We start from the raw sequence: 12755 nt of genomic DNA on the forward strand, positions 1-12755 counted from the left end.
CAGACACGACCGCGGCGTTCTCCGTGAGAGCGGCCCGGCGGCCGCTTCGGTCACGGGCCGCGGTCGGTTACAGCACGTCGTCGGGATCGTGTGCCGCCGCGACACGCTCGGCTTCGGCCGCGTACCGCTCGGCGGTCTCGGCGTCGTCGATCGGATCCAGCCGGTCGTCCTCGACGTCGACGGCGGCGGTCGGCCCGTCGCGGGTCGCGAGGCGGTCCAGCGCGGCCTGTCTGGTGAACGCCCGCTCGCCGTCCGGCGTGGCGTAGGTCATCGTCACCGTGTTGCGGCTGTCGACGTCGCGGTCGACCAGCCAGACGCGAGTCATGGGGCGAGGTTGTGGTGGGGGCGGCTTGTAGTCGGCGGTCGGGTACTGGGTGGCCTCCCTCGCGACACCGCTGCACCGTTCGAGGCACCAGAAGAGTCCCGTTCACGCGTGAAGGTGTGGTTGCGGTGGAAGCGTCGCCGCCAACGCGCGAGCGAGTGAAACGAGCGAGCGCCGGCGGCGACGGGGAGGTGCGGGGACTCGGCACTGCGCCGTAGACGAGAGCCTCCGGCTCTCGTTTGCCAATCAGAAATCTCCGATTTCTGATGACGGACCTCGTGTCCGGCGCACCGCGGTTACAAGTGGTCGACGAACGAGATGCTGTCGCGGTTGCCGTCTCAGTAGGCAAAATCGTGGTGTTGTCGGGGTCTCAGTAGCCAACGATCGAGGCGCTGTTGCAGTCGCGATCCTGTACACCGACGGCCGAGGGCGTCACGCTCAAACGCGCCGACACCCTACCCCGGATAGATGGACGCGAGCGAGGTCCGAGCGCGCGCCGGCGACCTCCCTCGGGAGCCGGGCGTCTACCAGTTCCTCGAACGCGGCGACGACGCCGACACGGTTCTCTACGTCGGCAAGGCCGTCGACATCCGCGACCGCGTGCGCTCCTACGCGGACCACCGAGGCGGCGAAGCCGCCTCGAGCCGCGCGAACGGCGAAGCCGTGAGCGGACCGCGGAGCGACCGCATCCGGAAGATGGTCGGGCGCGCCGACGCGATCGACACCGCGGTCACGGACACCGAGACCCAGGCCCTCCTACTGGAGGCGAACCTGATCAAGCGCCACCAGCCGCGGTACAACGTCCGGCTGAAGGACGACAAGTCCTACCCGCTGGTCCAGCTCACCAACCACGAGTACCCCCGAATCGAGATCACCCGCGACCCCGACGACGCAGCGACCGTTTTCGGTCCCTACACCCGGAAGGACGAGGTCGAGACGGTCGTGAAGGCGATCCGGGAGACGTACGGGCTGCGGGGCTGTTCGGACCACAAGTTCCGCAACCGCGACCGGCCCTGCCTCGACCACGAGATGGGGCTCTGCTCGGCGCCCTGCGTCGACGCGATCGGCGCGGAAAGCTACGCGGAGGACGTGTCGAGCGCGATCCGCTTCTTCGAGGGCGAAACCGGGATCCTCGCCGACCCGCTGCGGCGGGAGATGGAGCAGGCCGCCCAAGCGGAGGAGTTCGAGCGTGCCGCCAACGCCCGGGATCGCCTCGAAACGGTCGAGGCGTTCCACGGCGAGGGCGGCGAGGCGGTCTCCTCGCCCGGAAGCCGTCGGGAACTCGACGTGCTCGCGGCGGTCGTCGAGGGCGGCGACGCGACTGTCGCGCGGCTCCACGCCGACGCCGGCCAGCTCGTCGACCGCTCGCGACACCGCCTCGACGCGCCCGAGGGCGAGGACCGCGTCGCGAGCCTGCTGTCGGCGTTCCTGACGCAGTACTACGCCGAACGGGAACTGCCCGACGCGATCCTGCTCTCCGAGCGGCCGGACGACGAGGACGTGCTCGGCTGGCTCGAGAGCGCGGGCGTCGACGTGTCGGTGCCCGGCGCGGGCCGTGAGGGGAAGCTCGTCGAGTTGGCGCTCAAGAACGCCCGCAGCGGCGTCGGCGGCGCGGACGACCCCGTGGGCGCGCTCGGGCAGGCGCTCGACATTCCCCGCCCGGAGCGCATCGAGGGGTTCGACGTGAGCCACGCCCAGGGGAAGGCGGTCGTCGGCAGCGACGTGTGTTTCGTCGACGGCAGCGCCGAGAACTCCGACTACCGCCGGAAGAAGCTGCCCGAACGCAACGACGACTACGCCAACATGCGCGAACTGGTGCGCTGGCGGGCCGAACGCGCCGTCGACGGGCGGGACGACCGGCCCGACCCGGACCTGCTGCTGATCGACGGCGGCGAGGGACAGTTGGGCGCCGCGATGGACGCGCTCGACGAGGTGGGCTGGGAGGTGCCCTGTATCGCGCTGGCGAAGTCAGAGGAGTTGGTGGTCACGCCCGACGGCGTCGCCGAGCGAAGCTCGGCTGCCAGTCAGGCGTCGCCTGACAACGTCGAGCGGTTCGACGACGACGCGTCCCACCTCCACCTGCTCCAGCGCGTCCGCGACGAGGCCCACCGCTTCGCGGTCCAGTACCACCAGAGCGTGCGCGACGAGGTGGCGACGGCGCTCGACGAAGTCGAGGGCGTCGGCCCCGAGACGCGCAGACGGCTGCTCCGCCGGTTCGGCTCGATCGACGCGATCCGCGATGCCGGCGAGCCGGCGCTTCTGGACGTGGAGGGCGTCGGGCCGACGACCGCCGAGCGGATCGACCGGCGGCTGTAAAAATCTCGTTTCACTTTCCAGTACCTATTTGCCGGCCGGCATCGAACCGCCGTTCGTTCGCCGCCCTCCGCCCTCCATGGCGAGTTTCGGCGTACGTCAACCATGAAACGAGTCATACTCGTCACGTTACTCGTCGCGCTGGCCGGCGTGCCAGCCGCGGCGGCAGTCGCACCGATCGACGGCGCGACCGACGCACCGGCCCCCGCAGTCAACGACGCCGTCTCCACCGAGCAGAGTGACGACGGCGACGGGAACTACACGCGGCTCTACGTCGACGCCCGGGAGAGCTACCTCGACCTCAAGCCCGGTGAGAGCGACACGTTCACCGTCGTCGTCGAGAACGGCGAGGACGAGTCGGTCGACGTGAACCCCCACCTGTTCACGTCGCCGACCGACCGCAACCCGATCAAGGAGTCGTGGATCGAGATCGACGGCCCCGACAGCATCGACGCTGGCGAGGAAGTCGAGTACGAAGTGAGCGTCTCCGTCCCCGAGGACGCCGAGATCGCGCGCTACTCCGGCGCGATCGCGTTCACCGACCAGACCGTCTCGACGGCCGGCCGGCCCGACCGCCCGGTCCACGCGGCCCACACGAGCGTCACCGTCTGGAAGGAGCCGACCGTGCAGATCCTCTCGGAGACGTACATCCACACGCAGGTCGAGGCTGGCGACTCGATCAGCAAGCAGATCGTGATCGAGAACACCGGCGACGAGTCGGTGCCGCTGAGCCCCGAGCGCGCCGAGCAGCGCGGCCGCTGCTACGGCACCCACTGCCCGCAGCAGGTCGACCAGTCCTGGATCGACGTCGACGCGCCGAGCCAGATCGCACCCGGTGAGACCGCGACCGTGACGGTCACGATCTCGCCGGACGCCGACGCCGAGCGCGGGCGCTACGACACCTCGCTCGACCTGGGGCTGCAGGACCCCAACCGCCGCGACGACAACAACTACTGGCAGGAGGTCAGCCTGAGCTTCGTCGTCTGGGAGCAGCCCGAGGAGGCCTACGAGGCCGAGTTCGACGTTTCCGAGCGGACCGACAACGTCACGCTGACGCTCAACCCCCAGAACCGCCGCACCGCCGAGAACGCCGAGGCCGCGAGCTTCGACGTGACGTTCGTCTCACCTGACGGCGAGCGAATCGAGGCCGAGCGCGTGGAGGTGAGCCAGAGCGGCTACGTCGACCTCGGCTCCTCGCCCCAGCGCGGCGCCTCGCAGGACGGTCCCTACGCCACCAACGGCGGGCAGACCGAGTTCGTCTACGAGCTCGAGGAGCCGGCCGCCGGCGAGTGGACCGCCGAGATCATGCCCGACAACACGATGGGGTTCCAGTACGAGATCACCCAGAACGAGTCCGACGACGAACTGGACGAGTCGGACGAGTAACCCCGCGTACTCTCCCATTTTTCGCGTACTGCGGCCGGCTAGCGCCGCGTGTCACCACCGCCGACCTCTCCCCGCGGTGGCCCGAACGTCCGGGCGATGCAATCGGAGATGACCGCACACGTCATCGAGGAGTACGGCGACCCCGACGTCTTCACCGAGACCGAACGACCGATCCCCGAGCCCGACCCCGGCGAGATCCGTGTCGGGGTCGTCGCCTCGAGCGTCAACCCCGTCGACTACAAGATCCGTGCGGGCCACATCCCCGACTTCGCCCCGGAGTTCCCGGCGACGCTGGGCTGTGACGTCGCCGGCGTCGTCGACGCGGTCGGCGAGGGCGTCGACCGCTTCGAGGCCGGCGACGAGGTGTACGGGATGCCCGGCGGCGCCGGCCGGCAGGGCGGGCTCGCCGACTACGTCGTCGGCCACGCGGGCACGTTCGCCGACGCGCCGGAGTCGATCCCGCTCGCCGACGCCGCGGCGCTGCCGGTCGTCGCGCTCACGGCGTGGGAGATGCTGACCGACAAGAGCGACGTGGGGATCGACGACGACGTGCTCGTCTACGGCGCCAGCGGCGGCGTCGGCCACATCGGCGTACAGGTCGCCCGCTGGCTCGGCGCGAACGTGACCGCGACGGGATCGACCGCCGAGAAGCGTGACCTCGCGCTGGAACTCGGCGCCGATGGGGCCGTCGACTACACCGAGACCGAGCCCGCCGAGTACGTCGTGCAGTACGCCGACGGCGCCGGCTTCGACACCGTGTTCGACCCCGTCGGCGACGACCACCTCGCGACCGCGTTCGAGGCGGTCCGGCCGTTCGGGAGCGTCGTCACCACCGAGTCCAGCGCCGCCGAGAAGCTCTCGCTCGCGCCGATGCACGAGAACTCCCTCGAACTCGGCGTCGTGTTGGTGATCCTGCCGGTACTGCTCGGCGAGAGAGAGGAGCGTGTCGGCGACGAACTCGACGAGATCGCGTCACTGGTCGACGACGGCGCGATTACGCCCCACGTCGACGAACGGTTCACGTTCGACGAGGTGGCCGACGCGCACGCGCTGGCCGAGTCCGGCGAGTTCGTCGGGAAGCTACTGCTCGAAAACGAGTGACGCGTCAGTCGCTCCGTTCGACGTCGAGCCGGTACTCCGCGACCGCGCGGGTCGCTTCGCCGCTGGCCGGGTAGAGCAGCTCGACCGTCCAGCGCCCGCCCGCGCCGAGCCGGTCGGTACTGGCTTCACTCTCTTCGAGCAGCGTCCCGTCGGCGTCGAGAAACCGAGCGACGGCAGTAACCCCGACCGCAGCCGACTCGCCCACGTTCTCGATCGTGGTCTCGACCGCGACGAGTTCGTTCTCGCTCCCTTCGTTCGACCGCGAGAGCGTGTGCTCGACGACGGCGAGCGAGCTGCTCTCGGGCGTCTGGATCGTCGACGGCGTCGGCGTGGGGCTGGCGGTCGGTGAGTCGGTGGGCGTATTGGTGGATGGGTCGCTCCCGTCGCCGAGGCCGGAGCAGCCGGCCAGCCCGGCGGCGGTGGTCAGGAGGGCGGTGCGCGCGAGGAGGGCACGGCGGCGCATACCGATCGCTGGAGGCCCCGAACCATATCTTCTGTGCTACGCTCGGAGCAGCCACGCGGCGACGAGCAGCCACGGCAGCGCGGCCAGCACGCCCACCGGCGTCGGTCCGAGCAGCGTGTTCGGCTGGCCGGCGACGAACAGCACGGCGACGCTCGCGATCGCGTTGATCGCGCCGTGGCCGATGCTCGCGGGCCAGACGCTCCCCTCCCGAACCGTGAGCGCGGCGAGGAACGTGCCGGCGCCGACGGTGAACGCGAGGAAGGCGAGCATTCCGGTCCACGGGAACCCGGGGTAGTCGAAGCCGTAGTTGTACCCCATCGCGAGCAGCGGCCAGTGCCAGACGCCCCAGACGACCCCCGAAACGACGACTGCGCGGCGGTACCCCAGCGGCGCGAGCTTCGGCAGCAGGTACGCCCGCCAGCCGAACTCCTCGCCGAACGCGAACAGGGCGTTGATGATCGGTGCGATCGTGAGCGCACTGCCGATCTGGATCGCGACCAGGAGCCACGGGTCCATCCCGACGCCCATGCTCGCCACCTGCTCGCGGAACGCAGCCATCGTCGGGTCGAACTGCCCGGGGAAGACGGCGAAGTAGAACGCGGCGCCGACGACAGTCAGCGCCGCGGGCGCCAGCCACGCGGCGGCGTAGGTCCACATCGTCCCCTCGAACTCCGGGCGCAGCCGGTGGCGGTCCCAGCCCTCGCCGGTCGCGAGCCGCGCAGCGACGTTCCCCACCGCGGGACCGAACATGTAGGCGGACGGGAGCAGCACCGTCGCGAGCGTGATCCCCTGGGTGATCTCGGGGCTGTTCCGGAAGCCGCCGGTGAGCCAGATCGCGAGTCCCGTCGCCCAGGAGACGCCGAACGCGACCGCGAGGAACACGCCGATCCGGCGGCGTTCGAGCGTCTCGGGCGCGTCGAGTCGGCCGTCCATAGCCGGCGTATCGGCGTGGGGGAAGAAAAATCGTGGTCGTTGCGTCGACCGCGGCAGCTACTCGATCTTCGCGTACTGGTCGCGGAGCTTCTCGGCGGCGTCGTCCATCAGACCGCTCTCGTAGTCGGAGAGATCCCACTCGACGACCTCCTCGACGCCGTTTTCGCCGAGTTTGATCGGGACGCCGAAGGCGGTGTCCTCGTAGCCGTACTCGCCGTCGAGGACGATGCTGCCCGGCAGCACCTCGCCGGTGTCGCGGATGACCGCCTCGGCCATGTGGGCCACGCCCGTCGCGGGCCCCCATTCAGTCGCACCTTTGCGCTCGATCACGTCCATCGCGGACTGCTGGAGGTCGGCGAAGATCTCCTCGCGTTCGTCGGACGTGAACTCCGGATCGCGGCCATCGACGCGCACCTTCGAGAACACGGGCACCTGCGCGTCGCCGTGCTCGCCGAGGATCGTCGCCTCGACGTTGCCCACCTGGGTGTCGAAGCGCTCGGAGAGCACGTAACGGAACCGCGCGGAGTCGAGCCGGCCGCCGAAGCCGATCACCTTCGAGCGGTCGCGGTCGCCCGTTTCGTAGAGGTGGCGGTTCAGCAGGTCGACGGGGTTGGAGGTGGTGATGGTGACGAAGTCGTCGTTGTGCTCGGCGATCGAGCTGCCGATGTCGTCCATGATCGGCGCGTTGTCGCCCGCGAGGTCGATACGGGTCTGGCCGGGCTCCCGCGGGATACCGGCGGTGATGATCACCACGTCCGAGCCGGCGGTGTCCGCGTAACCGCCCTGCCGGACGGTGGTGTTCGAGTCGTAGGCGACGCCGTGGTTGGCGTCGGCGGCCTGCCCGACGGTGACGTCCTCCTGCTCGGGGATGTCGACGTAGACGAGCTCGTCGACCACGTCCCGGAGCGCGAGGTTGTACCCGGCGGCCGCACCGACGGTCCCTGCCGCACCGACTACGCTGACTTTCGTCATGACGTAGGGGTTGGGCCAGTTCGGGATTAAACGCACCGATGGCGGCGGCCGGGCGCTACCCCAGCACGGCCTCGGGCCCGTCCCACTCGCGTTCGAGCAGGCCGTAGTGGACGGCGTCGACGTGCTCGCCGTCGAGGAACCACGCCTCGCGGGCGGCACCCTCCTCCGTGAACCCCAAGCGCTCACAGAGTCGCCGTGAGGCGTCGTTGCCCCCCGCGACGGTCGCCGAGACGCGGTGGAGTCGGTGGGCGCAGAACCCGTAGTCGAGCAGGTGGGCGCCGGCGTCGAGCGCGTAGCCGTTCCCCCACGCGTCGGGGTGGAGCCAGACGCCGAAGTTGGCGTAGCCGTCTGGCTGCTGGATCGGCGCGAGGCTGACCGAGCCGACTGGCTCGCCCCCAAAGTCCCCGGATTTCGGCACCACGAGCAGTTCGACCCCGTCGTCGTCGTTCGGCAGCGGCCAGCGGTCCTCGCGGTAGCTCGCCTCGTCGATCGGCGTCCGGAACCGCGTGACGTGACGCCGGACTTGCGGGTGGTTTTTGGCTTCGACGAGGAGCGGAATGTCGTCCTCGTCGGGCGGTCGGAGTTCGATGCGGTCGCCGTCGATGAACGTCGCGTGTGACATCGGTGTGTGATCGATCAGTGTTGCGAGCGGTACGTCGGCGGCGCCGGCTATCGCGAACGGGGGAAGCCGACACGGGCGATGGCGTCGGGCATGTCCGTCGGGTGATGGCGGGGACGGTATAGCGCTTCGGGAGGCCTGCCACGGTCTCTCACGAGGGGAGCGGCGGCGCGATGCCGAACGGTTATCCCCGTCGGTGAGGTAGCTCTCTCGACATGCTCCGGACGCGAAACCGTCGACCGACCGCCCACACCCCGCCACAGGATGCCGAGCGCTGACAGCATCCTCCACCGCTGTCACCTGCTGCTCGTGGGTGACACGCCGTGGGTCACGGGGTTCGCCGACGAGCTTCGCCGGCGAACGAGCGCGACCGTCACCGTCGAGTCGGGCGCCGCGGCGGCGCTGGATCGCTTCCGACGTGCCGAGGTCGACTGCGTCCTCAGCGCCCAGCGGCTGGCCGACGGCAGCGGCGTCGAACTGCTCGCCACGATTCAGGAGGAGGCGCCCGCGTTCCCGCTGGTTCTCGGCGCCCGCGACGGCTCCGAACGACTGGCCAGCGACGCGATCGCCGCGGGCGTCACCGACTACGTCCCGATCGAGGGGGCGGACGAGGCGACGTGGGAGACGCTGTTCGAGCGGCTCGAACGGGCGCTCTGGTCGGCGCGACACACCGCCACCCAGCGCGACCGCGCCAGACAGTTCGAGGCCGTCTTTCAGGACTCCAGAACGGCGACGTGGGTGCTCGACGTGGACGGGGAGCTGCTCCGGGTGAACCGCACGGCCAGAGGGATGACCGACGCGTCGGTCGAGCAGATCGTCGGCGAGCCGTTCTGGACGCTGCCGTACTGGGACGACACGACGGCGCGGGACGTTCGACAGCTCGTCGAGCGCGGCGCCGACGGTGTGACGAGCGACGTGGTCGTCGGCGACCCGACGGCGTCGGCGCCCACGGTCGTCGAGCTCTCGGTCCACCCCGTCGAGGACGAGCGCGGGCGGGTCGTCTCGCTGGTCGTCGAGGGGCTGGACGTCTCCGAGCGGGTCCGGCTGGAACGGGACCTCCGCCGCTCCGAGAAGCTCCACCGGGCGACGCTGAAGTACATGACCGACACGGTGTTGCTCACCGACGACGACGGCGAGTACCAGTACGTCTGCCCGAACGTCCACTTCATCTTCGGCTACACCGCCGAGGAGATCCGGAGCGACCACCCCATCGAGGAGCTGCTCGGCGACGAGCTGTTCGATCGCGAGGAGCTGGCCGCCGAGGGCGTGCTCAAGAACATCGAGTGTACGGTGACCGACAAGGCCGGCCGGGAGCACACGCTGCTCGTCAACGTCCGGGAGGTGTCGATCCAGGACGGCCGCATCCTCTACACCTGCCGGGACATCACGACCCGGAAGCAGCGCGAGCGGGCGCTCACCACCCTCCAAGGGACGGCCCGGGCGTTCCTCTACGCCGAGACCGCCGCGGAGATCACCCGCAACGTCGTCGACGACACGCCGGACGTCCTCGGCGTCGACGCCGGCGCAGTCTACCTGTTCGACGCCGAGGAGAACGCGCTCCGGCCGGAGAGCTGGTCAAAGGCGTTCGAGCGGCGCCACGGCCCGACCTCGACGGTGCCGGTCGACGCCGACAGCCCCGTCAGCCGTTCGTTCGTCCGTGAGGAGACGCTGCGGTTCGAGGACGTTCACGACGCCCCGGGCTTCGACGACCCGGCGAGCGAGCTCCGGCAGGCGGCGTTCGTCCCGCTGGGCGACCACGGCGTGCTCGTCGTGGGGTCGGGGGAGATCAGCGCGTTCGACGGGATCACGGTCGAGCTCGTGGACCTGCTGGCGGCGACCGCGGAGGCGGCGCTGGATCGCGTCGAGCGGGAGTCCCGGCTGCGCCGGCAGGAGCGGGAACTCCAGCAGCGCAACAGCCGGCTCGCCCAGCTGAACCGGATCAACGAGACGATCCGCGGGATCGACCAGGCGCTCGTGCGTTCGGAGACCCGCGAGGAGATCGAACGCGGCGTCTGTGAGCGACTCGCCGCCGACGACCGCTTTCGGTTCGCGTGGATCGGGGCGGTCGACGACAGCGGCGACACTGTCGAGCCACGAAGCTGGGCCGGCGACGGCCAGGAGTACCTCGACAGTCGGTCGTTCCCGGTGAGTACCGAGGAGGTCGAGCCGGCCGGCCGCGCGGCCGCGACGGGCGAGCTCGCGGGCGTCGACGACGTGGCCGGCGACCTGCGTCAGCCCTGGCGCAAGGACGCCCTCGCCCGGGAGTTCCGGTCCTGTCTGAGCGTGCCGCTGCGGTACAACGACCTCTCCTACGGCGTGTTGACCGTCTACGCCGACGAGCGCGGCGCGTTCGACGGGATGACCCGGTCGGTCGTGGCCGAACTCGGCGAGACGGTCGCTTCGGCGATCAGTGCGACCGAGCGCAAGAACGCGCTGTTGAGCCCCTCCCGGACCCGGCTCCAGTTCGCAGTCGACGACCCGAACTTCGTGCTCTCCCAGCTGGCGCGGCGGGCCGACTGTACGCTCACCTATCGCGGCGGGGTCAGGCAGACGATGGAGGGCAACGACGTGTTCGTCGCCGTCGAGAACGGCGACGCCGACGCGGTCGAAGCCGCCGCCGCGGAGCTAGTCGCCGTCTCGGGAGTCAAGCGGATCACCAGCGAGGGGGCACGGAGCGTGCTCCGACTGCGGTTCGCCGAGCAGTTCCTCGCGCTCGAACTCGCCGACCACGGCGCGGTGTTCCACAGCGCGACCGCGACACCCACGGGGACGACGCTCACCGTCGACGTGCCCGAGAACGTCGACGTCCGGTCGGTGTCCTCGCTGATCGCCGCCGAACTCGACGGCGTCGAGCTCCGATCGAAACGGACGCTCGACGACGCCGCCGACCCCTACGCCGAGTTCCTCGACCGGCTGACCGAACGCCAGTTCGAGGTGCTCCAGACCGCGTACTACAGCGGCTACTTCGAGTCGCCGCGAGGGAGCTCCGGCGAGGCCGTCGCCGAGACGTTGAGTATTTCCCCGCAGGCGTTCTACCGGCACGTTAGAACGGTCCAGCGAAAACTGTTCGACACGCTGTTCGACGACGCCACCCATGGAGGTGATTCATAGTAAACGACGACAGGGAATCGACATTGAATAGTAAACGGCCAGACTCTGGCGGGTCGAGGCCGTCGGTCTGGACGGAGCGGCGGACGAACGCCCTCTGACCACCCATGACCGACGACACCCGCGACGAACCGATCCCGTACGAGTGTTTCTCGTGTGGGAACATCGTTCGGACCGACAGCCAGCCACTCACCTGCCCCGACTGCGGCGGGGAGATGCGTAACCGACGAACCAGACTCGAGTAACAGTGAGCTCTACGACAGAGGAGACGACGGACGGGGAGAGTAGCACCGAACACGAGTCCGCGCTGGAGACGGCGAAGCGCCAACTCCACAGCGCGGCCAAGCACGTCGATGTCGACGAGAACGTGATCGAGCGGCTGAAACACCCGAAGAAGGTCCACGAGGTGACCGTACCGATCGAGCGCGACGACGGCTCCGTCGACGTGTTCACGGGCTACCGCGCCCAGCACGACAGCGTCCGCGGCCCGCACAAGGGCGGGCTGCGCTACCACCCCGAGGTGACCCGCGACGAGTGTGTCGGGCTCGGGATGTGGATGACGTGGAAGTGTGCGGTGATGGATCTCCCCTTCGGCGGCGCGAAAGGCGGGATCGCGGTCAACCCCAAGGAGCTGAGCGAGGCCGAGAACGAGCGCCTCACCCGCCGGTTCGCGGAGGAGCTGCGCGACGCCATCGGCCCGAAGAAGGACATCCCCGCGCCCGACATGGGCACCGGCCCCCAGACGATGGCGTGGCTGATGGACGCCTACTCGATGCAGGAGGGCGAGACGACGCCGGGCGTCGTCACGGGGAAGCCGCCGGTCGTCGGCGGCAGCGAAGGTCGCGACGAGGCGCCGGGCCGGAGCGTCGCGATCGTCGCCCGCGAGGCAGCCGACTACTACGACATGCCGCTGTCGGACACCTCGGTCGCGATCCAGGGGTACGGCAGCGTCGGCGCCAACGCGGCACGCCTGCTCGACGAGTGGGGCGCGAACGTCGTCGCCGTCAGCGACGTGAACGGCGGGATCTACGACCCCAACGGGCTCGACACTAGTTCGATCCCCAGCCACCACGAGGAGCCGGAAGCGGTGCTCAGCCACCCCGCCCCCGAGAAAGTGAGCAACGACGAGCTGCTCGAACTCGACGCGGACGTGCTGATTCCCGCCGCCATCGGCAACGTCATTACCGCCGAAAACGCCGACGACGTGCAGGCCGACGTGGTCGTCGAGGGCGCCAACGGCCCGACGACCAGCACGGCCGACGAGATCCTCGAAGAGCGGGGGATTCCCGTGATCCCGGACATCCTCGCGAACGCCGGCGGGGTGACGGTGAGCTACTTCGAGTGGCTGCAGGACATCAACCGCCGCGCGTGGTCGCTCGACCGCGTCCACCGCGAACTCGAATCCGAGATGGTCGAGGCGTGGGAGACGGTGCGCGACCGGCGCGAAGAACACGACGTGAGCTGGCGCGACGCCGCCTACGTGGTCGCGCTCACGCGGGTCGCCGAGGCCCACGATAGCCGCGGGCTCTGGCCGTAAC

At 69.8% G+C, this 12755-nt stretch carries 11 protein-coding genes; 6 read left to right on the plus strand and 5 right to left on the minus strand.

Features of this window, described 5'->3' with window-relative positions; translation table 11 throughout:
- Nucleotides 1-67: 67 nt before the first annotated feature.
- Nucleotides 68-325, minus strand: a complete 258-nt coding sequence (locus tag BN1959_RS12065) for a hypothetical protein (RefSeq protein ID WP_053948888.1) — start codon at nucleotides 323-325, stop codon at nucleotides 68-70.
- Between the two features lie 465 nt (nucleotides 326-790).
- Between BN1959_RS12065 and BN1959_RS12070 the strand changes: the two genes are divergently transcribed.
- From BN1959_RS12070 to BN1959_RS12080, 3 genes are all read left to right on the plus strand, one after another.
- Nucleotides 791-2638 carry an excinuclease ABC subunit C gene (locus tag BN1959_RS12070; protein ID WP_053948889.1) on the plus strand — a complete coding sequence of 616 codons (1848 nt, stop codon included), beginning with the start codon at nucleotides 791-793 and terminating at the stop codon, nucleotides 2636-2638.
- Nucleotides 2639-2740: 102 nt separating this feature from the next.
- Nucleotides 2741-4021: a COG1470 family protein gene (locus BN1959_RS12075; protein ID WP_053948890.1), complete on the plus strand. Its 1281-nt coding sequence runs from the start codon at nucleotides 2741-2743 to the stop codon at nucleotides 4019-4021.
- Nucleotides 4022-4117: 96 nt separating this feature from the next.
- Nucleotides 4118-5122: a zinc-binding dehydrogenase gene (locus tag BN1959_RS12080; RefSeq protein WP_053948891.1), complete on the plus strand. Its 1005-nt coding sequence runs from the start codon at nucleotides 4118-4120 to the stop codon at nucleotides 5120-5122.
- A gap of 4 nt (nucleotides 5123-5126) precedes the next feature.
- Here the strand turns inward: BN1959_RS12080 and BN1959_RS12085 are convergent, their stop codons facing one another.
- From BN1959_RS12085 to BN1959_RS12100, 4 genes are read right to left on the minus strand one after another with little or no spacing between them, the layout of a single operon-like run.
- Nucleotides 5127-5585 carry an FxLYD domain-containing protein gene (locus BN1959_RS12085; RefSeq protein WP_053948892.1) on the minus strand — a complete coding sequence of 153 codons (459 nt, stop codon included), beginning with the start codon at nucleotides 5583-5585 and terminating at the stop codon, nucleotides 5127-5129.
- Nucleotides 5586-5621: 36 nt separating this feature from the next.
- Nucleotides 5622-6518: a CPBP family glutamic-type intramembrane protease gene (locus BN1959_RS12090; RefSeq protein WP_053948893.1), complete on the minus strand. Its 897-nt coding sequence runs from the start codon at nucleotides 6516-6518 to the stop codon at nucleotides 5622-5624.
- Nucleotides 6519-6575: 57 nt separating this feature from the next.
- Nucleotides 6576-7490, minus strand: coding sequence for a malate dehydrogenase (gene mdh / locus BN1959_RS12095; protein ID WP_053948894.1), 915 nt, complete (start codon nucleotides 7488-7490; stop codon nucleotides 6576-6578).
- 55 nt (nucleotides 7491-7545) lie between these two features.
- Nucleotides 7546-8112, minus strand: coding sequence for a GNAT family N-acetyltransferase (locus tag BN1959_RS12100; RefSeq protein WP_053948895.1), 567 nt, complete (start codon nucleotides 8110-8112; stop codon nucleotides 7546-7548).
- Nucleotides 8113-8373: 261 nt separating this feature from the next.
- Between BN1959_RS12100 and BN1959_RS12105 the strand changes: the two genes are divergently transcribed.
- The 3 genes from BN1959_RS12105 (at nucleotide 8374) to gdhB (ending at nucleotide 12754) form a co-directional block, all read left to right on the plus strand.
- On the plus strand, nucleotides 8374-11220 hold the full coding sequence (locus tag BN1959_RS12105; protein WP_053948896.1) for a bacterio-opsin activator domain-containing protein: 2847 nt from the start codon (nucleotides 8374-8376) through the stop codon (nucleotides 11218-11220).
- 104 nt (nucleotides 11221-11324) lie between these two features.
- Nucleotides 11325-11462, plus strand: a complete 138-nt coding sequence (locus BN1959_RS14800) for a rubrerythrin-like domain-containing protein (RefSeq protein WP_154018277.1) — start codon at nucleotides 11325-11327, stop codon at nucleotides 11460-11462.
- Between the two features lie 2 nt (nucleotides 11463-11464).
- On the plus strand, nucleotides 11465-12754 hold the full coding sequence (gdhB, locus tag BN1959_RS12110; protein ID WP_053948897.1) for a glutamate dehydrogenase GdhB: 1290 nt from the start codon (nucleotides 11465-11467) through the stop codon (nucleotides 12752-12754).
- The last annotated feature ends 1 nt before the right edge of the window (nucleotide 12755 follow it).

It is taken from the genome of Halolamina sediminis (genome assembly GCF_001282785.1).
In the GTDB taxonomy this organism is placed as follows: domain Archaea; phylum Halobacteriota; class Halobacteria; order Halobacteriales; family Haloferacaceae; genus Halolamina; species Halolamina sediminis.